Raw genomic sequence first — 23,869 nt, forward strand, 5'->3', positions numbered from 1 at the left:
CCGCGGTAACACGGCTGACACCGGACGCACCGATAATCGGGCGCGCCGGCGTCGCTTTTGCCGCCGCGCGCCTGATCATTTTCGTCGCCAGGGAGAGCCGCAATGAAAGAGCAGGATCCGAGACCTGAAGCTGAGTTGCTCGTGGAGCGGCAACGCCGTTTCGAGGAAGACCTCATCGACGCGTACGACGAGGAACTCGAGATGGAGGTCGACGACCGCATCCTCGACGGTGCGGAGAGCTTCACGCTTGAGCACCGCGAAGCACGCAAGATGTATTTTCGCGAACTGTTCCGCTTGCAGGGCGAGCTCGTCAAATTGCAGGACTGGATCGTGCAGACGGGGCATCGTCTCGTGGTGATTTTCGAAGGGCGCGATGCTGCGGGCAAGGGTGGCGCGATCAAGCGCATCACGCAGCGGCTCAATCCGCGCGTATGCCGCGTTGCGGCATTGCCCGCACCGAACAACCGCGAGCGCACGCAATGGTATTTCCAGCGCTACGTCTCGCAGTTGCCCGCCGGCGGCGAGATGGTGCTGTTCGATCGCAGCTGGTACAACCGCGCTGGCGTCGAGCGCGTAATGAATTTTTGCACCGACGAAGAATACGAAGAGTTCTTTCGCTCGGTGCCCGAGTTCGAGAAGATGCTCGTGCGCAGCGGCGTGCAGATCGTCAAATACTGGTTTTCGATCACCGACGAAGAGCAGGAAATCCGCTTCCAGAACCGCATCCACGATCCGCTGAAGCAGTGGAAGCTCAGCCCAATGGACCTGGAAAGCCGGCGTCGTTGGGAGGCTTATACGCTCGCGAAAGAGGTGATGCTGCAACGCTCGCATATTCCCGAGGCGCCGTGGTGGGTCGTACAGGCAGTGGACAAGAAGCGGGCGCGCCTGAACTGCATTCACCATCTGCTGAGCCAGGTGCCGTATCACGAGATCGAGCATCCGCGTGTCGAATTGCCGGCGCGCGTTTATCACGACGAGTACAGCCGTCAGCCCGTGCCGGCTTCGATGATCGTGCCCGAGGTGTATTGAGCGGTTCGACCGGGCTGATATCTGAAGTAGAAGAAACGAAAAAAGCGCGGCATATGCCGCGCTTTTTCGTTATGCCGGTCCATGCATGCAGATGCATGAACGACCGCGAACGGACTGCTTAAAACACGGCGCGGAAAACCCAGTACAAGCCGGCCGCGAGCGCGATAGAGGCGGGCAGCGTCAGCACCCACGCGAGCACGAGGCTGCGCACGGTCGCCCATTGCAAGCCCGAGCCGTTGGCTGCCATCGTGCCGGCCACACCCGAAGACAGAACGTGAGTCGTGGACACGGGCAGGCCATACATGTCGGCCGCGCCGATTGTCATCATCGCAACGAGTTCGGCCGACGCGCCCTGTCCATACGTCAGGTGTTGCTTGCCGATCTTTTCGCCGACGGTCACCACGATCCGCTTCCAGCCGACCATCGTGCCCAGGCCCAGCGCGATAGCCACAGCGACCTTCACCCACGTCGGGATGAACTTCGTGGCGTGATCGGTTTGCCCCTTGAAGTTGTTGATCGCCTTGGCGTCTTCCGGCGCAAAGGCGGGTTGCTTCGCCTTGTCCATCAGCCGAATCGCCTCCGACGCCACGTACATGTTGTTGCGCACGTTGTCGACGATGCCTTGCGGAACAGCCGCCATCGAACCGGATGTGCCGACCTGGTGCGCGATGATATCCGTGAGTTGCTTCAAGGCGGGCACCGTCGCGGGCGTCAGTTGATGCGTGCGCACATACGCTTCAACATCGGCGCGCGGATTGGCGGAAGGCGGCGCACCGTTCGTGTAGCGCGCGAGCGCACCCGACGTTTGCTCCGCGACCGCGACGAACGTCTGCGTCTGAGCTGGCGTCACCGCCTTGTTCAGCGCATACGCCGTCGGCACCGTGCCGATCAGGATCAGCATGATGAGGCCCATACCTTTCTGGCCGTCGTTCGAACCGTGCGCAAACGAAACGCCGGTGCAGGTGAGGATCAGTAGACTGCGAATCCAGAACGGCGGCGGCTCCTTGCCCTTCGGTTCCGCATACAGCGCGGGAATGCGCACGACTGCTTTGAGAATCATCAGCAGCAGTCCGGCTGCGAGAAAACCGATGAGCGGCGAGAACAGCAACGACTTGCCCACGCCAAGCGCCTGGGTCCAGTCCACGCCACTCGTGCCGTTCACGCCGTGCATCAACTGATTCATCAGGCCGACGCCTATGATCGAGCCGATCAGCGTATGCGAACTCGACGACGGCAAGCCGAAATACCAGGTCCCGAGATTCCAGATGATTGCCGCGATCAACAGCGCGAACACCATCGCAAAGCCCGCGCTGCTGCCCACTTGCAGGATCAGCTCGACCGGCAGCAGTTGCAGGATGCCGAACGCGACCGCGCCGCTCGAGGTCAGCACGCCCAGGAAATTCCAGGCGCCGGACCACACGACCGCGAGATTCGGTGCAAGCGAATGCGTGTAGATAACGGTGGCCACGGCGTTCGCGGTGTCGTGAAAGCCGTTGACGAATTCGAATCCAAGTGCGATCAGCAGGGCCACGCCGAGCAGCAGATACGGCAGGATGGAACCCTCTCGCACGGGTTGGAGATCGCCCGCGAGTTGCACACCGCAATAGCCCACGCCGGCTACGATTACGGCGAGGAAGATCACGAGACCGAGATTGCGCCCCTTGCCACTGGCCGCGCTGGGTTGCGGGTACGAAAGTTCCGGCATGAGGTGTGCCCCTGGAGGAATGTCGGTGAGTTGCCGATCCTGCGGGGCATATGTGTCTGTACGATGACATCTGCACCGGCGGATGCATATGAGCGGGCATCCACCGACATTTGGCGGGCGGCGCCTTGCCTCACGGCCCGAAGCCAGCTCTGCATAGCGCACAGGAATCGTTTTTGCTTCGCTGAGGATGCGGGGTACACCTTTCGGGGGAAATTCGATGACGCGCGACAGTCGCAAGGAAAGCCGCAAGGCGGACGAAGGCGCGTCGGTCGCCGATCCGGTTGTGCAAGAGCCCACGGCGCACGCGGCGTTCGCGTCGTATGCGGCCCCGCTCGTGAACGACGCGATAGCGTTCGCGACTGCAGTACGTGAAGATCCATCGCCGGAAGCGCTGCACAAGCTGAGGGTTTCGCTCCGCCGCTTGCGGTCGTTGTGGTGGGCCTTCGCGCCGCTCCTCGAGAAGGGCGAAAACACGCGGCAGCGCGCGCTGTACAAGTATCTGGCCACTGCAGCCGGCAAAACCCGCGACTGGGACATCCTGATCGAACTGCTCGGCCAGGAAGACAGCGGTGCACGCAGCCTCGCGCCGAAGCTGGAGCAGGCGCGCGGCGATGCGCTTGCGACGAGCCGCGAAACGCTGTCGAACGCGGACGTCAAGCATCTGCTGCGCGAGGCGTTGACGAGTGCATCGACGGAAATCAACACGACGCACGAACGCGTTCCGCTGAGCAAGTTCGCGGGCAAACGGGTGGCAGCGTCGGAGCGTTCGTTGTTCAAGCGCGCGAGGCGCGCGCGCCGCGCGAAACCTTCTAATTACGCCGCTTTTCACGACGTCAGGAAAGCCGGCAAGAAGCTTCGCTATCTGCTCGAATTTTTTCAGCCGGTATTGAGCGGCAGCCACAAGCGCACGCTCAAGCGACTCAAGCAGGTGCAAAAACGTTTCGGAACGCTAAACGATATTGTCGCGAGCGAAATGTTGCTGCGCGACAATGCGGCCTTGTTTGCCGGATCGGGCGACACCGACGCCGTACTGCAGTGGTTGCACAAGGAGCGCAAACGCCGCATGCGTTCGGCGGCAGGACTGTTGCGCAAGCTATAGCGCGAACGCGGCCTGACACGCGGCAGGCAATGCACCCGCGCATAATTTCGAATGGCGGCCCGCACGCTCATGCGGCCCGCCTGCAATGGAGGCAACGCGCAGGTGGCAAATCGAGCGCATTTGCAGGGGCGCCGCTGGCGCAGGACCTTCCGGCATGGAGCAGGCAGCGTCGCGCGTTATGTAGGCAATCGTCCGGTATTGGCGGGTGTGGCCGGTACGCTGGTCGCGGTGGCGATGGCGGCGCTCACGTTGCTGACGCTCCTTAGCGGCCGCACTGACGCGCTCGACCATGCGCGCGAAACGTCGCAGAACCTTGTGTCGATCATTTCCAGCGATCTGGCGAGGAACGTCGAAATCTATAACCTCTCGTTGCAGGCGATGGCCGATGGCGCGCAGCGCCACCTGGGCGCCGGGTTGCCTCCCGACGCGCAGCGAGCAGTGCTGTTCGACCGTGCTACGACGGCCGCGTATCTCGGCGGCGCGTATATCCTGGGCCTGCAGGGCGAGGTGATCGCTTCGCAAAGCGGCGACGTCAACCGGGATGCCCGCTTTACTGACCGCGACTATTTCATGGTCCATCGGCGCAACGCGGCTGCGGGTCTTTATCTGTCGCATCCGTTCCGCTCCCGCTTGCGCGACGGCAAATTGTCGATAGGGCTCACACGGCGGATCAACGACGCCAATGGCAACTTTGCCGGCGTGGCGTTGCTTGCGATTCGCATCGAGTACTTCCAGCGCCTGCTCGAACGAATCAACATTGGCAAGCAGGGCTCGGTATTCATCGCGATGGACGACGGCACGCTCATCGCGCGCAAGCCGTACTCGCCGCAAGATATCGGCGCGAGCATTGCAAGGTCTCCGAGCTTCGTCCGCATGGCCGCGCACAACGCCGGTTCCTATGTTGCGCCGTCCGCGGTCGACGGTGTCGAGCGCATGTTCACCTACGCGCACGTGCCGGGCACCTCGCTGATTGCGGTTGTTGCGCCCGCCGTCGACGACGTGCTGGCGCCGTGGCGTCGTCGCGCGACGATTAGCGGCGCATTGACGCTCGCGTTCGGCGCAGTCTTCGTGGCGGTGTCGTGGCTGCTGGCGTTTGCGCTGCGCGGCAAGTTGCGCGCGCAGGCTGCGCTGACGCGCCTCGCCGCTACAGATCCGCTAACCGGGCTTAGCAACCGCCGTGTGCTCGACAACCGGCTCGACGAAGAGTGGCGTCGCGCACGGCGCACGGGCCAGCCGCTGTCGGCGCTCTTTATCGACATCGATCATTTCAAGCACTTCAACGACACACACGGGCATGCAAGCGGCGACGAGGCACTGAGCGCGGTGGCCGAATGCATATCGACCGCGGTGCGCCGTTCAGTCGACGTGGTCGCGCGCTATGGCGGCGAGGAGTTTGCCGTGATACTGCCGGACACATCGGCCGACGGAGCACTCACGGTCGCCGAAAAGATTCGCCGAAGAGTGCAGGCACAAGACATTCTGCAAGGCGGCGACGACACAGTGGCGGTCACGGTGAGCGTCGGTTGCGCGACCTGCGTGCCCGCGCAAGGTGCGAACGCATTCGACCTGCTCGCCGCGGCCGACCGGCAGCTTTACGTGGCAAAAGCGGCGGGCCGCAATCGCGTCTCTGCCGCGCAGTCGCCCATGCGTTCGATGACTTAGCACGCGCTGCTATTGACTAGCTTGATGCACAAGAGGCGAGGTTAACCTGAACGGCGCAGCCGGCACTTATGCGCTTGCGCGGCTTCGCGGCGCGAAGCCGCGCAGGGTCACGGCGTTTCGTGCATCTCCATGTAGTCCGCCGCGCAATCCGCCAACTGACTGCGCTGGCCGGCTTGCGCCCTGCTCGTCGGCCAGCAGCAGGCCCACCGGGAAGCCGCGCCGCTGCCATGCATCCAGCCCTCCGCGAAGCGCACGAATCCGCGTATAGCCGTAGTTGCGCATCCGCACACTGATCTCGGCAGCCGTCGCGCTGTCCGGACACACGCAGTAAATCACCATGTCGTAAGCGCGCAGCGCGAAGTCGATCTGTTCGGGCGAGTGCGGGTCGAGTGCGAACGCGCCCGGAATCGGCGACGCTGCGTCGGGCGCCGCGCCCGGCGGACGTGCGTCGAGCACCTTGGGTGTCGGCTTGCGGGCCGCCGCGCGGCTCGACGCTTGCGGTTGCGCGCCGCCATCGGCAAGCGCCGATTGCCGGCGTGCCCGCCGCTGCAGAAAAAGGCGATAGGCGAGATACAGCAACGCGGCGCCCAGCAGCAAATCGATCACGGTGCCGCCTTGCGCTCTAACGAACTCGAACAGCATGTGCAGTTGCCGTTCCGCTGCCGCGCCGCCGAGCAGCCAGAAAGCGGCCCACGCCATTGCGCCAGTCAGGTCCCAGATCGCGTAGATGCGGGCATCGACGGCCGTGGTGCCCATCAGCGGGGGCGTAATCAGTGCGAGGCCAGGGACGAACTTCGAGATGGACACCAGCGGCACGCCGAAGCGCTCGAACATCGAGCGCGCCTGTTCGACCCGGGCATCGAGAGCGGGCAGCAGTTGACCGAGTACGCCGATCAGCCTGCGGCCGTAGAGGCGGCCGGCCGTGAACCACAGGCCGTCGCCGATCAACGCGCCGAGCACGGCGGCGCATAGCACCGGCCAGAACGACAGCGTGCCCGCCGCGATCGCGGAGCCGGCAAACAGCAACACGGGGACGGCGGGAATCGGCACGCCGAGTCGCGTCAACAGCACGTTGCCGAAGACGACCGCGCCGCCCCAAGTGGATACCGCCGACGACGGAAACTCTACCAATTGAGCGGCTCCTGGGTTCTTGTTGGGAAGTTGAAAGCGCGCCTATTGTTGCCTGGCTCGACTGCCGATGCAAAGACCGTTCCCGTCGCGCTGTGGCTTCTCCCGTCGATCAGGATACTCGATCGACTTCCCGCGGGGCCACTGCGCGACCCGCTGCAATTTCGTTCAAGACCGCCTGCCGACGCATGTCTAAGCTGCGTGCTCGTCCCTTTGCCTCGGAGATGCCGGATGAACTCACGGTACATCGGTTATATGTGCTGCGCGCTGGCGATGGTCGGCGTCGGCAGCACCGTGGTGGTGAGCAAGTCGATCGCGGCGGGATTGCCGCCGTTCAGCGCGACCGCGCTGCGCTTCGCGATCGCGTTCCCGTTGTTTGTGCTGATCATGCGCTGGCGCGGCGTGCGCTGGCCGCGCCTCGACCGGCGCGACGCCGCGCTCGTGGTCGCGCAGGCCGCGGCGGGCAGCGTCGGCTATACGGTGTTGCTCATCAGCGGGATGAAACTTGCCTCCGCCGGCGATGCGGGCGTGATCGCGGGCACGTTGCCCGCGGTGTCGGCGATAGTCGCGATGCTGGCGCTGGGCGAGCGGCCGTCGCCTTCGCTGCTCGGTGCGGTCTGTCTTGCCACTGCGGGCGTGCTTGCTTGCACCGTGCATCCCGGCGAAAGCGTTGCGTCCCATCCGGGCGGTTCTTCTATCGTGGGCAACGCGCTGGTGTTCGCGGCGATTGTCTGCGAGGCGCTCTTCATTCTGCTCAATCGCAAGCTGCGCACGCCGGTTGCGCCGCTGCCGTTGTCGGCGTTGATGTGCGGCATCGGCTTCGCGGTATCGATCGTGCCCGCGTACTTTGAAAGACCCTGGAGCTTGCCGCTCGACGCCGGCGCTCTGAGCGGCGTGCTGTATTACGCGCTCGTGCCGACCGTGGCCGGCTTCGTTCTCTGGTATGAAGGCGCCGCGCGCGTGAGCGGCGCGGAGGCCGGCTTGACGACCGCGCTCGTGCCGGTCAGTGCATTGGCGTTGGCCGCGCTGCTATTGCACGAGCCGGTTAGCGCGGCGCAACTCGCAGGCGTTGCCTGTGTGCTCGGCGCCGTGATGCTCGCGACATTCGGGCAACCGCGCAGCACGCGCAAGGCGGCGTGAGCCACGTGTGGTGCCGCGCGTTCGGCTGGAAACGTGTTCTTACGTGTTGGGCACCGCGACGGCGCCGGGATTGCCGACGATCGCCAGGAACTCGCGGCGCGTGGACGGGTCCGTGCGGAACGTGCCGAGCATGCGCGACGTGACCATTGTCACGCCGGCTTTGTGCACGCCGCGCGTCGACATGCACTGATGCGCGGCTTCGAGAATGACGCCCACGCCCGCCGGTTGCAGTACGTCGTTCAACGTATCGGCGATCTGCACGGTCATCTTTTCCTGGATCTGCAGGCGCTTCGCGAATGCGTCGACGAGACGAGCGAGCTTTGAGATGCCGACGACGCGGTGCTGCGGCAGATACGCGACATGCGCGCGGCCGATGATCGGCACCATGTGATGTTCGCAATAGCTTTCGAAGCGGATGTCCTTCAGCACGATCATCTCGTCGTAGCCGTCCACCTCGGAAAACGTGCGAGCGAGGATTTCGCGCGGATCGACCTGATAGCCCGCATAGAACTCTTCGTATGAGCGCACCACGCGCGCCGGTGTGTCGAGCAGGCCCTCGCGCTGCGGATCGTCGCCGGCCCAACGCAGCAGCACGCGCACGGCTGCTTCTGCTTCTTCACGGCTCGGACGGCCGTTCGTGGCCGCCGGTGTGGTTTGTTCTGTCTTGCTGCTGGTCATCCGTCGCTCCTCCGGGATCGCGCGTCGGGCCAGGATGGAGCGCGCGGGTTCATGAGTGGGGTCATTGTTCCATGTTTTAGGCCGGATCGTGCCGATGCCCCTTCCGACGTCGCGGGGCTGACGGTTTCATTTCGGCCACTCGTCCATTGCGTCGTTGAAGAGCTGCGCGACCACGCCGCGCAGCCAGCTTCCGCGCGGATCGTTATGAAACTTGCGATGCCAGTGCTGCCGCAAATCGAAACGCGGCAGCGGCAGAGGCGGCTCGACGAGCGTGATCGACGCATGTTCCGACACATAGGCGAAGCCGATCGCATGCGGCACGGTCGCGATCAGATCCGTGCGCGCGAGGATGAACGGCAGGCTCATGAAGTGGGGCGTCTCCAGCACCGCCCGTCGCTTGATGCGCTTTTTCACCAGATATTGTTCGAGGACTTCCTGGCTGCGTCCTTCGGCGCGCACCACCGCGTGCCCCGACGCGACGAATTGCGCGAGCGTGAGCGGCGCCTTTGAAAGCGGATGACCGGCGCGCATCAGGCAAATGAAGCGGTGCGTGAAGAGCCGCTGCTGGAAAAAGTTATTACCCGACAGGTCCGGGAAGTAGCCGACCGCCAGATCGACGTCGCCCGATTCGAGCCCGCGTTCGACGTGCGCCGGCGACAGCGATACGGAACGCAGGTTCGCATGCGGCGCGCGCTCGGCGAAGAGGTGCAAAAGCCGTGGCAAAAAGACGATCTCACCGACGTCGGAAAGCGCGATCGAGAACGTATGCGTGCTCGTGTCCGGGTCGAACTCCTGCGCGTCGAGCATGCCTTTCTCGATCCGCAGAAGCGCGTCGCGCGCGGCCGGGAGAATGGCGAGCGCGCGGGGCGTGGGCTCCATACCTTTGGATGTGCGCACGAACAGAGGGTCGTCGAAATACTCGCGCAGCCTCCCGAGTGCCGTGCTCACGCGCGGCTGGCTTACACCGAGTTGCTCGGCCGCGCGGCTGACGTTGCGGGTGTCCTCCATTGCGACGAGGTAGGGAATCAGATTCAGATCGAGGTTGGTGTCCGACATGCTTTTCGGCCAGCGGCCGTAGGTGCTATTCGATATATGGATAAAGGGTAGCCGAATAATTGGCATGCGGGATAGTGGGATTTTCTTTGCTCGCCGAGCAGGAAGAGTGCGAGCGAGGCATACAGGCGCGCACCCCGGACGTCGGCAACCTATGATTAAGGGAAAGTCCGTGCCTTGACAATGCAGTTAAAGCGCAACCATAATCGCCGAATCGTTCGCTAAACGAATCACTGTTCACTGTGCGAACAAACCGAGCGAGCTGGCAGATGATTTGTCGCACACAGAATCGCCGCGCGGACTCAATGGAACCAGGCGGCGGAGAACGGGCGAAAGCAGCCCCAAGGTTTGCACGGCCCGCATCTGTCTGGAGACCGCCCGCGTAGGCTGCCGTCACGGCGATGCCCGGCGTGCGTAGCGCCTCACAAGGAAATTCGACATGATCAACAAGATTTTCGAGTCACTTCAGTCGGCGGTCGCCGACGTCCACGACGGCGCGACTGTCATGATCGGCGGCTTCGGCACGGCCGGCATGCCGTCGGAGCTGATCGACGCGCTGATCGAGCAAGGCGCGCGCGAACTCACCATCGTCAACAACAACGCGGGTAACGGCGACATTGGCCTTGCAGCGCTGCTCAAGGCGAAGCGTGTCCGCAAAATCATCTGCTCATTTCCGCGCCAGACGGATTCGTATGTGTTCGACGCGCTTTATCGCGCCGGCGAAATCGAACTCGAACTCGTGCCGCAGGGCAATCTGGCCGAGCGCATCCGCGCGGCGGGCGCGGGCATCGGCGGATTTTTCACGCCGACCGGCTACGGCACGAAGCTCGCTGAAGGCAAGGAAACGCGTCTGATCGACGGCAGGCACTATGTGCTCGAGTCGCCGCTGCATGCGGATTTTGCGCTTATCAAGGCGTATAAGGGCGACCGCTGGGGCAACCTCGTTTATCGTAAGACGGCTCGCAACTTCGGGCCGATCATGGCAAGTGCGGCGAAAACCGCGATCGTGCAGGTGTCGGAAGTCGTGCCGCTCGGCGCGCTCGATCCGGAAAACATCGTGACGCCGGGCATTTTCGTACAACGCGTGATCGAAGTGCCGCAAGCGGCACATGCTCCGCTGCCCAATCCCCGCGACGCTGCCGCCTGAACCGGAGACCGACATGAAGAAACTGACCCGCGATGAAATGGCCAAGCGCGTTGCACTGGATATTCCGGAAGGCGCGTATGTGAACCTCGGTATCGGTGTGCCGACGCTGGTGGCGAACCACCTCGCAGCCGACAAGGAAATCTTCCTGCACAGCGAAAACGGCCTGCTCGGCATGGGCCCCGCACCCGCGAAGGGCGAGGAAGACGACGAACTGATCAACGCCGGCAAGCAGCATGTCACGCTGCTGACGGGCGGCGCGTTTTTCCACCACGCCGATTCGTTTGCGATGATGCGCGGCGGCCACCTCGACTTCTGCGTGCTCGGCGCGTTCCAGGTGTCGGCGAAGGGCGACCTCGCGAACTGGCACACGGGCGCACCGGACGCGATTCCTGCTGTCGGCGGCGCGATGGATCTCGCCATCGGCGCGAAACAGGTCTACGTGATGATGGAGCACCTGACCAAGCAGGGCGAAAGCAAGATCGCCGCTGAATGTACGTACCCGGTGACGGGCGTCGGTTGCGTCGATCGCATTTACACGGACCTGGCCATGATTGACGTCACCGACCAGGGCCTCGTGGTACGCGAGATTTTCTCGGATATCGACTTCGACGCGCTGCTCAAACTCACGGGTGTGCCGCTGATCGACGGTACGCAGGACGCGCGCGCCGCGTAAGCGTGGCGTGGCGTGGGGGCGCGCGGCGGCACGCATGCTGCCGTGCGCCCCGCGTTTCGCCGAGCAATGCTACATTCAATAAAATCATCCGGCCATCCACGTCATCATGCTCGACTCCAGCGGTCGCCTCACCGGCCTTCTTTGCGGCACGCAGCCGATGAACGACATCTGGTCGCCGCGTGCCACGCTGCAACGCATGCTCGACGTAGAAGCGGCGCTTGCGCGGGCTTCGGCAGCGCACCATGTGATTCCTGAAACGGCGGTCCAGGCAATCGAAGCAGCCTGCCACGCCGATCAACTCGACGCGGACGCGCTAGCGCGCGACGCGGCGCTCGGCGGCAACCTCGCGATTCCTCTCGTCAAGCAACTCACCGCACGCGTGAAAGCGGCTGACGCCGAAGCGTCGAAATACGTGCATTGGGGTGCGACGAGCCAGGACATCATCGACACCGCAACGGTGCTGCAACTACGCGATACCTTCAACCTGCTAGACAGCGGCTTGCAAGCCACTTGCGACGCAATCGCAAAGCTTGCGGCCACCCATCGCGCGACGCCGATGATCGGCCGCACATGGTTGCAGCAGGCGTTGCCGATCACGCTCGGCCTGAAATTCGCGCAATGGCTCGATGCGTTGTTGCGTCACCGCGAGCGGCTCGATGCCCTGCGTGCGCGCGCGCTCGTGCTGCAATTCGGTGGCGCGGCCGGCACGCTGGCGAGTCTTCGCGATGCTGCGCCGCAAGTCACGCAAGCGCTCGCGCAAGAACTCGGCCTCACGGTGCCCACATTGCCGTGGCATACGCAGCGCGACCGGATTGCGGAGAGCGCATCGTTCTTCGGCATGTTGATCGGCACGCTCGGAAAGATTGCGCGCGACGTCTCGCTGCAAATGCAAACCGAGATCGACGAACTCGCCGAGCCTGCCGCTTCGGGCAAAGGCGGATCGTCGACGATGCCGCACAAGCGCAATCCGGTTGGCTGCGCAGCGGTTCTCACGGCGGCCACGCGTGCGCCCGGACTCGTCGCCACGGTATTCGCGGGCATGGTGCAGGAACACGAGCGCGCGCTCGGCGGCTGGCAGGCCGAATGGGACGCGCTGCCCGATCTTGCACGGCTTGCTGGCGGCGCGCTCGCCAACATCGAACTGATCGCGGCCGGACTCAACGTGAACGTGCCGCGCCTGGCCGCGAATCTCGACGTCACGCGCGGGCTGATTCTCGGCGAAGCGGTCATGCTCGCGCTCGGCGACAGCATCGGCCGGATGGACGCGCATCATCTCGTGGAGCGCGCGTCGAAAGCCGCGATTCGCGACGGCCAGACGCTTTTCGATGTGCTGTCCGCAGACGCGGCCGTGACCCAGCATCTTTCGGTCGAGCGCCTGAAACAACTGCTCGACCCCGCTCAATACGTCGGCCAGGCGCACGCATATGTGGACGCCGCGCTGGCGCTTCATACCGCGCGTTCAGAGCGCGCCCCTTCGAAGGAGTAACCGGCATGCCTTACGCCGCAGTCAACGGCACGGAGCTTCACTATCGGATCGACGGCGACCGTCACGGCAATGCACCGTGGATCGTGCTGTCGAATTCGCTCGGCAGCGACCTGTCCATGTGGACGCCGCAAGTCGCGGCGCTGTCGAAGCACTTCCGCGTGTTGCGCTACGACACGCGCGGCCACGGCCATTCCGAAGCGCCGAAAGGTCCGTACACGATCGAACAACTGAGTGGCGACGTACTGGGCCTGATGGACACGCTGAAGATCGCGCGCGCGAATTTTTGCGGCGTGTCGATGGGCGGGCTGACAGGCGTCGCGCTGGCCGCTCGTCATGCGAATCGTTTTGAGCGCGTCGTGCTCGCCAATACGGCGGCGCGAATCGGCTCGCCGGAAGTGTGGGTGCCGCGCGCCGCGCGGGCGCGCACGGAGGGCATGCTGGCGCTGTCGGACGCGGTGTTGCCGCGCTGGTTCACCGCCGATTACATCGAGCGGGAGCCGGTGGTGCTCGCCATGATTCGCGACGTATTCGTGCACACGGACAAGGAAGGTTATGCATCGAATTGCGATGCGATCGACGCCACCGATCTTCGGCCCGAAACGCACGGCATCAAGCTGCCGGTGCTCGTGATCAGCGGCACGCACGACGTCGCGGCGACGCCTGCGCAAGGACGCGAACTCGCGCAGGCGATTCCAGGCGCGCGGTACGTCGAGTTGGACGCGTCGCATATTTCCAACATCGAGAAGGCCGATGCTTTCACGAAGACAGTCATCGACTTTTTGACGGAGCCGAAATGAACGACGAAGACCGATACGAAGCAGGAATGGGCGTGCGCCGTGCAGTGTTGGGCGATGCGCACGTGGACCGCTCGCTCGCGAATCGCACCGAGTTGACTGAAGAATTCCAGAACTTCATTACGCGTTATGCGTGGGGCGAAATCTGGACGCGCGATGGCTTGCCGCGGCACACGCGCAGCCTGCTGACCATTGCAATGATGGTTGCGTTGAATCGCAGCGAAGAACTTGCGCTGCATTTGCGCGCGGCGAAAAACAACGGCGTGACGCGTGAACAGATCAAAGAGGTGTTGCTGCAAACCGCCATTTATTGCGGTGTGCCGGCGGCCAACTCCGCGTTTCATCTCGCCGACAAACTGTTCCGCGAGGACGACGCCGCGGCGAAGCAGTGAGTTGATTGGCTGCAGTCATGCTTTAACGATAAGACGCGCGCCCGATACGGCGCGCGTTTTTACATGGCGCGCCGTGCGGGCTCGGTTTCGCGACGTGCATTGGCATCGACGTCAATCCCGGCATCTGCATTCGGGCGTGCCTGACCTACCGAGTCGATCCGGACAGCGCGCAATACGGTGTCCTTGATAACTTCGCGCCAATGCGCGAGCGCCGCCTTGTCCATTAGCGACTCGCCGAGAAACGCGCCCAACGTGTACTGGTTCGCGTTATAGAAATAGCCGAGCGATGCGATCAGCAGATACACGTCGCGCGCCTCTACGTCGGCGCGGAAAACGCGCTGTGCCTTGCCTGCATCCAACAGCTTTTGCACCACGGAGATCGCATAGCCCGAGATCTCCTTCAGCTTCGAAGACTTCTTGGCGTGCTTGCCTTGATGCAGATTTTCGCTCGACAGCAGCGTAACGAACTCGGGGTGGTCGAGGTAGTACTGCCAGACGAACTCGACCATCTGTTCGAGGCCGTGCACCGGATCGTCCAGGTCGAGATCGAGCTTGCTTTCCGCTTCGTTGAACTGCGTGTAGATCGTTTCCAGTACTTCGATAAACAACTGTTCCTTGCTGCCGAAGTAGTAGTAGATCATTCGGTCGTGCGAGCGCGCAGCCTTCGAAATACTTTCCACGCGCCCGCTCGCATAGCCTTGCTTCGCGAACACCTTGATTGCCGCTTTCAGTATCTTGGCGCGCGTGTCTTGCGCCTGTTTCGCACGAATGCCGGTGGCTCCCGGTTTGCGAGCGGCAGTGGAACTCATGGCGGTCCAATATCTCTTTTGGCGTCGTTAAACGGTTTGCACCTTGCGACCTTGCGTCTGCTGTTCGCCAGGGCAGATACGCGTCCTCATCATACAGCGGGCCTTGCATAGTGCGAGTGCTGCGAGTACGACGGCTTCGGCGCAAACTGGAAGATCGATCCAACGCGCGCTCTTTAAATGCCGCGTTGCACCATCCGCATACGCCCGGGAAACACATTGCGCAGTCTATTTTGATCGAGTAGATTTGCAAGAACTTTGGTGTAGCGGATACTACACGAACGGTAAGTGACCGCAACATGAAATTCGCGAGTCACACGAAACGTCCCTTGAAACAAGGGCTATTCGTCAGCCGGGCAGGACCGATTGTAATGTCGTCGTATGGGAACCCCACCATGACAGAACATACGAAGGTCGATTTCGGTGCGGAGCGCGTCGACGGCGAAACCGCCTCGACGCCCGGCCCCACCGTGCTCGAGAAGGCGGCGCCGCGCAGCGAGCGAATGGCGTCGAACAAGATCGAATGCAATGCCTGTCCGGTGCTGTGTCAGATATCGGAAGGCCGTACCGGCGCATGCGATCGCTATGCGAATGCAAGCGGACGGCTGATTCGCGTCGATCCGGTGGTGTTTCTATCCCGCGCAAACGAAGCGGACTCCACGGTCGAATTCGGTGCATCGTCAGATGCTCGAAATGACCCCGCCGAACAGGCGCTTTTCGTGACCGGTGTCGGCGCATCGTCCACTTACCCCGACTACAAACCCGCGCCTTTCATCGTTGCCTCGAAGCGCGACGACGTCGACATGATCACGGTCGTTACCGAAGGCATTTTCAGCTATTGCAGCTTCAAGGTGAAAATCGACACTGACCGTTTTCTCGGTCCGGAGCAGGCCAACGTGCGCTGTCAGGGTGAGATCGTCGGGCATGTGACGACGGCCGAATACGGCTCGCAAATGTTGAGTCTCGGCGGCGTGCATCATCTGACCGGCGGCAGCAAGAAAGAAGGCCGCGTGACTTGCGACATGATGCTCGCGCTAGGCAACAAGCAGGAGGTGGAGTTGAGCATCGACGGCGGCGCGAGCCTCGCGATTCGCGCCGGTGCCGCGCCGGTTGTCGACGGTGTCGAAGAGCGGCGCATGCGCGTGGGTTGCGGGTCGGCGACTATCGGCATCTTCGCTAAACAATGGTTCGGACACGCGGACGAAGTCGTCGTGGTGGACGATCACATCACCGGCGTGCTGACCGAACATCAGGCGGGGCGCTGCCTCGGCATGACGCGCTCCGGCATCCGGATTCGCGGGCGCAAGTCGACGCCCGGCCGCTACTTTCAGGTGGCGAATCCCGGCATTGGCTGGGGCGGCACCGACATTCAGGACCCGCTTGCGATTATCGAAGGCTTCGATCCTGCAGTTGCGAAACCCGGCATGCGCCTGCTGATGGTGTCGACCACCGGCGAACACGCGCAGTGGTATGAGCTCGATCAGGATCTCATTCCGCGCGTGGCCGAGATGCCCGACGCGGTGCGCAGAACAGTGGAGCGGATCGGCGAAAACTGCGAGCCGTCGCTTGCAACGGTGCTGTTTCTCGGCGGCGCGGGCGGCAGTCTGCGCGCGGGCGCGACCGAGAACCCGGTGCTGCTCACGCGGGCGATCAAGCAGAAGCTCGTCAACGTGACATGCGGCGGCGCGCCGGCTTATGTGTGGCCAGGCGGCGGCATTACCGTGATGGTCGACGTATCGCGCATGCCTGACCGGTCGTTCGGTACTGTGCCGACGCCCGCGATTGTCGCGCCGATCGAATTCACCATGACGTACGACGCCTATCGCGATCTCGGCGGCCATCTGGATGCAGTGCGTTCATTGGAAAACGTGTTGATCAACGGTCCGGAGCATACCGAAGGCGCGCCGCTTGCGCGCCGCATGGTGGCCGCCAATCCGGACAATCCGTGGCCACCCGTCATGCCGCCAATGCTCGGCTAACCGGACTGTCACGACAACGCTATGAGCCCAACCCGCATCCGCATCGACGCAACCCGCTGGCATTGGCAGCACGGGCCGATCGATCTGATCCTCGGCGCCGACGGAGAACCCGCCGCGCTGCAAGCTGCTTTTGATGCGTGCTGGACGCGTTTCGTGGACGTATTGCCTGAACTGGTCGGTGAATTAAAAATGCTTCGGCGGCCCATCAGCGCCGACGCGTCGCCTGATGATTGCGCGCTGCAAGGCCATGTTGCGCGCCGCATGTGGTCCGCGTGCCATCCGCACCGCGCGCGTTTTATCACGCCAATGGCGGCCGTTGCGGGCAGTGTCGCCGACGAACTGATCGCTGCATTCGCGCGTGAGGGCATCTCTCGCGCGTTCATCAACAATGGCGGCGACATAGCGTTTTATTTGACGGAAGGCAGGCAATATCGCGTTGGTGTCTTTGCGGACGTCTCGCAAGCGCTCGCGAAGGTGCAGCGCCGAGGCGGCGACGCGCTCGACGCCAATCTCACGCTCGACGCGAACGCGCCCATTCGCGGCATTGCCACGAGCGGTTGGCGCGGCCGCAGTTTCAGTCTCGGTATCGCGGACAGTGTGACGGTGCTCGCACGCAATGCGGCAAGCGCCGACGCTGCCGCGACGATGATCGCCAACGCCGTGAATCTCGATCATGCAGGCATCGTACGTGTACCGGCTTCGTCGCTGAAGGACGACACCGATCTGGGCGACCGGCTTGTTACCGCCAACGTGCCTTTGCTGCCACAGCCGCTCGTCGATTTCGCACTTGCACGCGGCGTTGAAGTCGCGCGGCGTTTGCTCGATAGAGAGATGATTGAAGGCGCCGCATTGTTCTTGCAAGGACGAGTGCGAGTCGCCGGTATGCACGACACGAGCGGGTTGCTTTCGCATCGCGCTCAAACAACAACGGAGGTTCCGTGTTCGAAATACGCCGCGTGCTGACGCACGTCGAAGACATCTTCCACGAGTTCGGCCCCGCGCCCGCACAGCCGTTGCGCCGCGGTGCCATTGCCGCTGTGATGACGAACCCGTTCGCCGGCCGCTATGAAGCGAACATCGAACACGCGATGGAAGCGCTCAAGCCCATCGGCGTCGACATGGCGCAACGGCTGCTCGCGGCGATGGCGGTCCCGCATGCGTCGATCGAAGGTTATGGCAAGGGCGCGATTGTCGGCTCGCGTGGCGAACTCGAACACGGCGCGTTGTGGCATGTGCCGGGCGGCTATGCGATGCGCGAGTTGCTGGAGAATAACGGCGTGCCCACCAACGCCATCGTGCCGTCGACGAAAAAGGTCGGCGCGCCGTCCGCCGCGCTCGACGTACCGCTCACGCATGTGAATGCGAGCTACGTGCGCAGTCATTTCGACGCGATCGAAGTACGCGTGCCCGGCGCACCGTCCGCCGACGAAGTGGTGTACATCCTCGCGATGAGCACCGGTCAGCGCGTGCATGCACGCGTCGGCGGACTGGCGAAAGAGGCGATTGTGGGCAAGGACGGCCTGCGCTAATCCACGTCGAAGGTTGCAACGGGCGCACGAACAATACAGAGCAACACAGAGCAACGCAGGCATGGAAACACGGAGAGCGAAATGGCAATCAGGCTTCGCAAGCTAGTCGTGCAAGTGGACGAAACACGCATTGAAATGGGTCAGAACGTCGATCCGCCGGCACGCCGCGCGGTGGCGATCGCGGTGATCGACAACCCGTATGCGGGCCGTTACGAAGCGAAGCTCGACGCGCTGATCGAGGCCGGCGAGGAACTGGGCGCGCTGCTCGGCAAGAGGTGCGTCGAAGCGCTCGGCATCGAACCGGGCGACGCGCAAAGTTACGGTAAGGCAGCGATTGTCGGCGAGGCGGGCGAACTCGAACACGCCGCCGCGATTCTGCACCCGAAGCTCGGCGCGCCGCTGCGCGCAGCGGTCGAAAAGGGTGCGGCGCTCGTGCCGTCGGCGAAAAAAATGGGCACGCTCGGCACCGCGATCGACGTGCCGCTCGGCCATAAAGACGCCGCTTTCGTGCGCAGTCATTTCGACGCGATCGAGGCGCGCGTGTCGGACGCGCCGCGCGCCAACGAGATCGTGGTCGCGGTGGCCGTGACCGCGTCGGGCCGGCCGTTGCCGCGTGTCGGCGGTTTGCAGGCAAGTGAAATCAAGGGCGAGGATGGTTTGCGCTGACGCTTGCACCGGGATTTGCATGCGATTTTTTCACGGCTTCCCGCAAGGGCTTTCTTTCAGGTAGTGTGCTGCCGTTGATGCGTGCGAGCACGGTGCCGTACGCGCCGCAACGTCTGCTGTTCGAGCCTCTTGCCGTTTGGCGCGTGGATCGTCAGCAAGCTGCCGAGGGTCTCGATGCTTTCGAATTTGCTGGTACAACTGGTCAACGGACTTGCCGATGCGTCGACGCTATTTCTCGTCGCCGCCGGCTTGTCGTTGATCTTTGGCGTAACGCGCATCGTCAACTTTGCGCACGGCTCGTTCTACATGTTCGGCATCTACGTGGCCTACAGCATCGCAAGCCGCTTCGGTCACACCGCGGGCGGCTTCTGGCTTTCGGTGCTGGCCGCCGCGCTGGTCGTGGCGGTGCTCGGCGCGCTCGTCGAGGTGATCGTGCTCAGGCGCATTTATCAGGCGCCGGAGTTGTTCCATCTTCTTGCCACGTTTGCACTCGTGCTGATCTTTCGCGACGCCGCGTTGTGGCTATGGGGACCGGAAGATCTGTTCGGACCGCGAGCGCCGCATCTTGCGGGCGCGGTGGATTTTCTCGGCCATCCGTTGCCGACGTATGACATCGCATTGATTGTCATCGGCCCGGTTGTTTTGCTCCTGCTCTGGTATGCGTTGACGCGCACGCGTTGGGGCACGCTCGTGCGCGCGGCCACTCACGATCGCGAGATGCTTGGCGCGCTCGGCATCAATCAGGCGTGGCTGTTTACAGGCGTGTTTTTCGTCGGCGCATTTCTCGCCGGATTGGGCGGTGCGCTGCAAGGGCCGCGTATGTCGGCGAACCTCTCGCTCGACCTGGAGACGATCGGCAATGCGTTCGTGGTCGTCGTGGTCGGCGGCATGGGGTCGATTCCGGGCGCGTTCGTCGCGGCGCTGATCATCGCCGAGATCAAGGCGCTGTGCATCGGCATCGGACATGTGACGTTATTCGGCGTCGGTCTCTCGTTGAGCCGCTTTACGCTGGTTGCGGAATTCGTCGTGATGGCCGTCGTACTCGTGGTGCGGCCCTGGGGTCTGCTCGGTCGCGCGAGTGCCGCTGTGCGGGGCATGGCTGCGCCCGAAGTGCCTCTGCGTCCTGCGGGAAAGCGACTCAAATGGCTTGCCGCGATTGCATTGCTGGTCCTGTTGCTCGCGCCGCTCACGGCGAATGCGTTCCCGTATATGCCGGTGCTGCTCGTGGAAATTCTCATCGCCGTGCTGTTCGCGACGAGTCTGCATTTCATCATGGGGCCCGGCGGCATGCATTCGTTCGGTCATGCTGCGTACTTCGGACTCGGCGCATATGGCGCCGCGCTCTTCCTCAAGGTGTTGAACCTGCCGATGGAAGCCGCTTTGATGCTCGGACCGCTTCTGGCCGTTGCAGGCGCGCTGGTGTTCGGGTGGTTCTGCGTGCGCCTTTCCGGCGTGTACCTCGCGATGCTGACACTCGCGTTCGCGCAGATCGTGTGGTCGGTCGTCTTTCAATGGGACGATGTGACGGGCGGCAGCAACGGCATTCTCGGCTTGTGGCCGTCCAACTGGCTGTCGTCGCCGGTGGCGTTTTATTACCTGACGCTTGCGTGTGCGGTGATCGGCGTATGGCTCCTGCGCCGCATGTTGTTCTCGCCGCTCGGTTATGCAATGCGCGCGTCGCGCGATTCGGTGCTGCGCGCGGAGGCGATCGGCATCGACGTGAAGCGCGTGCAATGGGCCGCTTTCGTGATCGCGTCGCTGTTCTGCGGTCTCGCAGGGTCGTTGTATGCGTTCTCCAAGGGCACGATTTCGCCGGAGGTGATCAGCGTGAGCCGTTCCGTCGACGGCCTCGTAATGGTGCTGCTCGGCGGCTTGCAGACGCTCACCGGGCCGATAGTCGGCGCGGCTGTCTTCACGTGGCTGCAGGACACCGTCGCGCGGCAGACCGATTACTGGCAAGCGCTGCTGGGCTTCACGATTCTGTTGCTGGTGATCGCGTTTCCGCAGGGCATCGTCGGCTTTATCCGCGATCGTTTTGGCGATGACACGGCCGACAACGCTGAGAAGAGCGGCCCGCAACCGTCGCAACGCACAGCGATCAAGGAGGGGCTATGAGCTTGCTGCACGTATCCGGCCTCTGTAAATCGTTCGGCGGTCTGAAAGCGGTGGACGACGTTTCGTTCACGCTCGAAGCCGGACAGCTTCTCGCATTGCTCGGGCCTAACGGCGCGGGCAAGTCCACTTGCTTCAACATGGTCAACGGACAATTATCGCCCTCGTCAGGCTCAATCCGTTTCGACGGACACGAACTCGTCGGCATGCGTCCGCGCGACATCTGGCGGCTCGGCGTGGGCCGGACATTCCAGATCGCGGCGACCTTCAATTCAATGACGGTGCTCGAAAACGTGCAGATGGCCCTTGTCTCACGCGAACGCAAAACCTTCGGCGTGTGGAAGCCCGCGGCTTCGCGCTATGCAGACGAAGCGTTCGCGCTGCTCGAACAGGTCGGCATGGCCGCCGACGCGAACCGCGCATGCGGCGTTCTCGCGTATGGCGACGTGAAGCGTGTCGAGCTGGCCATTGCACTCGCGAACCGGCCGAAGCTTCTGTTGATGGACGAGCCCACTGCAGGCATGGCGCCGAAGGAGCGCAACGAACTGATGGCGCTGACCAAGCGGCTCGTCACGGAGCAGAAAATCGGCGTGCTGTTCACCGAGCACAGCATGGACGTGGTGTTCGCTTACGCCGACCGGATGATCGTGCTCGCGCGCGGCAAGCTGATCGCCGAGGGCGACGGTGACACGATCCGTAACGACCCGCGCGTGCAGGAAGTGTATTTCGGCACCGGCAAGACGTTTCAGCCGCACGCGGCGCTGCACGACATGGCGGCTGGGCATGCGGCAAGGGGAGCGCTGCAATGAGCGAGCCGATGCTGAAAGTAGCAGGCCTCAACGCGTTTTATGGCCGCGCTCACATTCTGTTCGATGTCGGCCTGGAAGTGGGCCGCGGCGAAGTTGTCGCGTTGATGGGCCGCAACGGCGCGGGCAAATCGACCACCATGAAAGCGGTAATGGGTCTGCTGCCGCGCCGCCAGGGAGAAGTCATCTTTCGCGGGCAGAACATTGCTGCGCTCGCGCCCTACAAGATCGCTCGCATGGGCATGGGCTTCGTCCCGGAAGACCGGCGTGTCTTTGCCGATCTGACAGTGATGGAGAACCTCGACACTGGCCGCCAGCCGCCGCGCGAAGGCGCGCCGCAATGGACGCCGGAGAAGCTGTTCCGTCTGTTCCCCAATCTCGGCGAAATGCCGAAACGCCCCGGCGGCCAGATGAGCGGCGGCGAGCAGCAGATGCTCACCGTATCGCGCACGTTGATGGGTAACCCGTATCTCGTGTTGCTCGATGAACCGTCCGAGGGCGTGGCGCCTGTGATCGTCGAGCAGATGGCCAATATGATTCTCGAACTCAAGCGCGAAGGGCTATCCATTCTGTTATCCGAACAGAACCTGCACTTCGCGGAGCTGGTCAGCGACCGCGCGTATGTGCTCGAAAAAGGGCAGATCCGTTTTAGCGGCACGATCGGCGAACTGGCAAGTAACGAAACAGTGAGGCGCGCTTATCTGAGCGTTTGATTCGCGCGTGATTAGGACAGTCGTTGCGAAAGGAGAGGCAGATGGCAGCAGAGACGTTGACAGGCTTGTCGGGCAAGGTCGCGGTAACGAACATCGGGCTGCTGTTATCCGGCGACATCGATCAGCCGATTCTCGACGCCGACACGCTGGTGATCGACGACGGCGTTATCGTTGCCGTTGGCAACGAGAAGGACTGCGACCTTGAAGGCGCGCGCACTACGGTGGATTGCAAGGGTACGACCGTCGCGCCCGGCCTGATCGATTCGCATGTGCATCCGGTATTCGGCGACTGGACGCCGCGCCAGAACCAGATGGGCTGGATCGAATCGAATCTGAACGGCGGCGTGACAACAATGATCTCCGCCGGCGAAGTACATTTACCTGGTCGTCCGAAAGATGTGCTCGGCGTGAAGGCGCTGGCGATCACCGCGCAGCGTTCGTTCGAAGGCATGCGCGGCGCGGGTGTCGGCGGCGGCGTCAAGGTGATGGCGGGCGCGCCGGTCATCGAGAAAGGCATGGTCGAGGAGGATTTCAAGGAGCTGTCCGAAGCGGGCGTGAAGCTGCTCGGCGAAGTCGGTCTCGGCAGCGTGAAGGCCGGTGCGGAAGCCGCGCAGATGGTTGCGTGGGCGCGTAAGTACGGCATTCAGAGCACGATTCATACGGGCGGCCCTTCGATTCCCGGCTCCGGTCTGATCGACCGCGACGTGGTGCTGGAAGCCGATGCCGACGTGATCGGCCATATCAACGGCGGGCATACGTCGCTGTCTTACCGGCATGTTTGCGATTTGTGCGAGCAGTCGAGCCGTGCGCTCGAGATAGTGCACAACGGCAACGAACGCATCGCATTGCTGACGGCTCGTCATGCGGTCGAACTGAAATGCCCGCACCGCATTATTCTCGGCACCGACAGTCCCGCCGGCTCCGGCGTGCAACCGCTGGGCATTTTGCGGATGATCGCGCTCATTTCCAGTCTCGCCGATGTGCCCGCTGAAATCGCGTTCTGCTTTGCGACCGGCAATACCGCGCGTCAACGGAACTTACGCCAGGGCTTGATCGAAGTGGGACGTCCCGCCGACCTCGTCTTCATGGACCGCGCGCAACATACGGCGGCTGACACGCTGCTCGAAAGCGTGCAGCTCGGCGACATTCCGGGCGTTGGCATGGTGATGATCGACGGTTTGATCCGTTGCAGGCGCAGTCGTAATACGCCGCCCGCGACCGAAGTGCCGGTCGTGCTGTGAGCACGCAACGTTTAGCGCGCGCGGTGTGCTC

At 63.2% G+C, this 23,869-nt stretch carries 22 protein-coding genes; 17 read left to right on the forward strand and 5 right to left on the reverse strand.

The annotated features are described in order from the left end of the window. The first annotated feature begins 102 nt into the window (after positions 1–102). A complete protein-coding gene (ppk2, locus tag ACTJLB_RS17215) occupies positions 103–1,029 on the forward strand; it encodes a polyphosphate kinase 2 (RefSeq protein WP_020066635.1) in 927 nt (308 codons plus the stop codon). Between the two features lie 118 nt (positions 1,030–1,147). Here the strand turns inward: ppk2 and ACTJLB_RS17220 are convergent, their stop codons facing one another. Further along, on the reverse strand, positions 1,148–2,734 hold the full coding sequence (locus tag ACTJLB_RS17220) for an inorganic phosphate transporter (protein ID WP_087751038.1): 1,587 nt from the start codon (positions 2,732–2,734) through the stop codon (positions 1,148–1,150). Between the two features lie 217 nt (positions 2,735–2,951). On the opposite strand from ACTJLB_RS17220, the gene ACTJLB_RS17225 reads away from it, so the two are divergent. Both ACTJLB_RS17225 and ACTJLB_RS17230 read left to right on the forward strand, forming a co-directional pair. Continuing rightward, positions 2,952–3,833, forward strand: a complete 882-nt coding sequence (locus ACTJLB_RS17225; RefSeq protein WP_131318308.1) for a CHAD domain-containing protein — start codon at positions 2,952–2,954, stop codon at positions 3,831–3,833. Positions 3,834–3,935: 102 nt separating this feature from the next. Beyond that, complete coding sequence (locus tag ACTJLB_RS17230; protein ID WP_440783950.1) at positions 3,936–5,495, forward strand: diguanylate cyclase; 1,560 nt, start codon at positions 3,936–3,938, stop codon at positions 5,493–5,495. Between the two features lie 66 nt (positions 5,496–5,561). Here ACTJLB_RS17230 and ACTJLB_RS17235 read toward each other — a convergent pair whose 3' ends face one another. Beyond that, the gene (locus ACTJLB_RS17235) at positions 5,562–6,626 is read right to left on the reverse strand and encodes a VTT domain-containing protein (protein ID WP_088174190.1); all 1,065 of its coding nucleotides are present in this window, start codon (positions 6,624–6,626) and stop codon (positions 5,562–5,564) included. Between the two features lie 228 nt (positions 6,627–6,854). Here ACTJLB_RS17235 and ACTJLB_RS17240 point away from each other — a divergent pair, with 228 nt between their 5' ends. Then, positions 6,855–7,763 (forward strand): DMT family transporter, encoded by a 909-nt coding sequence (locus ACTJLB_RS17240; protein ID WP_131318306.1) that lies wholly within the window; start codon positions 6,855–6,857, stop codon positions 7,761–7,763. A 39-nt stretch (positions 7,764–7,802) separates the two neighbouring features. Here ACTJLB_RS17240 and folE read toward each other — a convergent pair whose 3' ends face one another. Together folE and ACTJLB_RS17250 are read right to left on the reverse strand one after the other, a co-directional pair. Then, complete coding sequence (gene folE, locus ACTJLB_RS17245) at positions 7,803–8,441, reverse strand: GTP cyclohydrolase I FolE (protein ID WP_020066629.1); 639 nt, start codon at positions 8,439–8,441, stop codon at positions 7,803–7,805. 126 nt (positions 8,442–8,567) lie between these two features. Then, positions 8,568–9,497, reverse strand: coding sequence for a LysR family transcriptional regulator (locus ACTJLB_RS17250; protein WP_440783951.1), 930 nt, complete (start codon positions 9,495–9,497; stop codon positions 8,568–8,570). A gap of 436 nt (positions 9,498–9,933) precedes the next feature. Between ACTJLB_RS17250 and ACTJLB_RS17255 the strand changes: the two genes are divergently transcribed. The 5 genes from ACTJLB_RS17255 (at position 9,934) to pcaC (ending at position 13,986) form a co-directional block, all read left to right on the forward strand. Continuing rightward, positions 9,934–10,641, forward strand: coding sequence for a 3-oxoacid CoA-transferase subunit A (locus tag ACTJLB_RS17255; protein WP_020066627.1), 708 nt, complete (start codon positions 9,934–9,936; stop codon positions 10,639–10,641). A 13-nt stretch (positions 10,642–10,654) separates the two neighbouring features. Then, positions 10,655–11,314 carry a 3-oxoacid CoA-transferase subunit B gene (locus ACTJLB_RS17260; protein WP_020066626.1) on the forward strand — a complete coding sequence of 220 codons (660 nt, stop codon included), beginning with the start codon at positions 10,655–10,657 and terminating at the stop codon, positions 11,312–11,314. A gap of 106 nt (positions 11,315–11,420) precedes the next feature. Continuing rightward, the gene (locus ACTJLB_RS17265; RefSeq protein WP_440783952.1) at positions 11,421–12,800 is read left to right on the forward strand and encodes a 3-carboxy-cis,cis-muconate cycloisomerase; all 1,380 of its coding nucleotides are present in this window, start codon (positions 11,421–11,423) and stop codon (positions 12,798–12,800) included. A 5-nt stretch (positions 12,801–12,805) separates the two neighbouring features. Further along, a complete protein-coding gene (gene pcaD, locus ACTJLB_RS17270; protein WP_020066624.1) occupies positions 12,806–13,597 on the forward strand; it encodes a 3-oxoadipate enol-lactonase in 792 nt (263 codons plus the stop codon). After that, positions 13,594–13,986 (forward strand): 4-carboxymuconolactone decarboxylase, encoded by a 393-nt coding sequence (gene pcaC, locus ACTJLB_RS17275; protein WP_020066623.1) that lies wholly within the window; start codon positions 13,594–13,596, stop codon positions 13,984–13,986. The genes pcaD and pcaC overlap by 4 nt, the downstream gene beginning before the upstream one ends. Before the next feature lie 59 nt (positions 13,987–14,045). Here pcaC and ACTJLB_RS17280 read toward each other — a convergent pair whose 3' ends face one another. Beyond that, on the reverse strand, positions 14,046–14,795 hold the full coding sequence (locus tag ACTJLB_RS17280; RefSeq protein WP_440783953.1) for a TetR family transcriptional regulator: 750 nt from the start codon (positions 14,793–14,795) through the stop codon (positions 14,046–14,048). A gap of 392 nt (positions 14,796–15,187) precedes the next feature. Between ACTJLB_RS17280 and ACTJLB_RS17285 the strand changes: the two genes are divergently transcribed. The 8 genes from ACTJLB_RS17285 (at position 15,188) to ACTJLB_RS17320 (ending at position 23,838) form a co-directional block, all read left to right on the forward strand. After that, positions 15,188–16,771, forward strand: coding sequence for a 6-hydroxynicotinate reductase (locus tag ACTJLB_RS17285; protein WP_440783954.1), 1,584 nt, complete (start codon positions 15,188–15,190; stop codon positions 16,769–16,771). A 21-nt stretch (positions 16,772–16,792) separates the two neighbouring features. Further along, positions 16,793–17,734, forward strand: a complete 942-nt coding sequence (locus ACTJLB_RS17290) for a UPF0280 family protein (protein WP_440783955.1) — start codon at positions 16,793–16,795, stop codon at positions 17,732–17,734. After that, positions 17,710–18,300 carry an amino acid synthesis family protein gene (locus tag ACTJLB_RS17295; protein WP_440783956.1) on the forward strand — a complete coding sequence of 197 codons (591 nt, stop codon included), beginning with the start codon at positions 17,710–17,712 and terminating at the stop codon, positions 18,298–18,300. The genes ACTJLB_RS17290 and ACTJLB_RS17295 overlap by 25 nt, the downstream gene beginning before the upstream one ends. An 81-nt stretch (positions 18,301–18,381) precedes the next feature. Next, on the forward strand, positions 18,382–18,966 hold the full coding sequence (locus ACTJLB_RS17300) for an amino acid synthesis family protein (RefSeq protein WP_440783957.1): 585 nt from the start codon (positions 18,382–18,384) through the stop codon (positions 18,964–18,966). A gap of 174 nt (positions 18,967–19,140) precedes the next feature. Then, the gene (locus tag ACTJLB_RS17305; protein ID WP_310066292.1) at positions 19,141–21,081 is read left to right on the forward strand and encodes an ABC transporter permease; all 1,941 of its coding nucleotides are present in this window, start codon (positions 19,141–19,143) and stop codon (positions 21,079–21,081) included. Further along, the gene (locus ACTJLB_RS17310) at positions 21,078–21,887 is read left to right on the forward strand and encodes an ABC transporter ATP-binding protein (protein ID WP_020066616.1); all 810 of its coding nucleotides are present in this window, start codon (positions 21,078–21,080) and stop codon (positions 21,885–21,887) included. The genes ACTJLB_RS17305 and ACTJLB_RS17310 overlap by 4 nt, the downstream gene beginning before the upstream one ends. Next, a complete protein-coding gene (locus ACTJLB_RS17315) occupies positions 21,884–22,597 on the forward strand; it encodes an ABC transporter ATP-binding protein (protein ID WP_020066615.1) in 714 nt (237 codons plus the stop codon). The genes ACTJLB_RS17310 and ACTJLB_RS17315 overlap by 4 nt, the downstream gene beginning before the upstream one ends. 41 nt (positions 22,598–22,638) lie before the next feature. Beyond that, positions 22,639–23,838, forward strand: a complete 1,200-nt coding sequence (locus tag ACTJLB_RS17320) for an amidohydrolase family protein (RefSeq protein ID WP_440783958.1) — start codon at positions 22,639–22,641, stop codon at positions 23,836–23,838. The last annotated feature ends 31 nt before the right edge of the window (positions 23,839–23,869 follow it).

It is taken from the genome of Paraburkholderia sp. 22098 (assembly GCF_052045935.1).
In the GTDB taxonomy this organism is placed as follows: domain Bacteria; phylum Pseudomonadota; class Gammaproteobacteria; order Burkholderiales; family Burkholderiaceae; genus Paraburkholderia; species Paraburkholderia caledonica.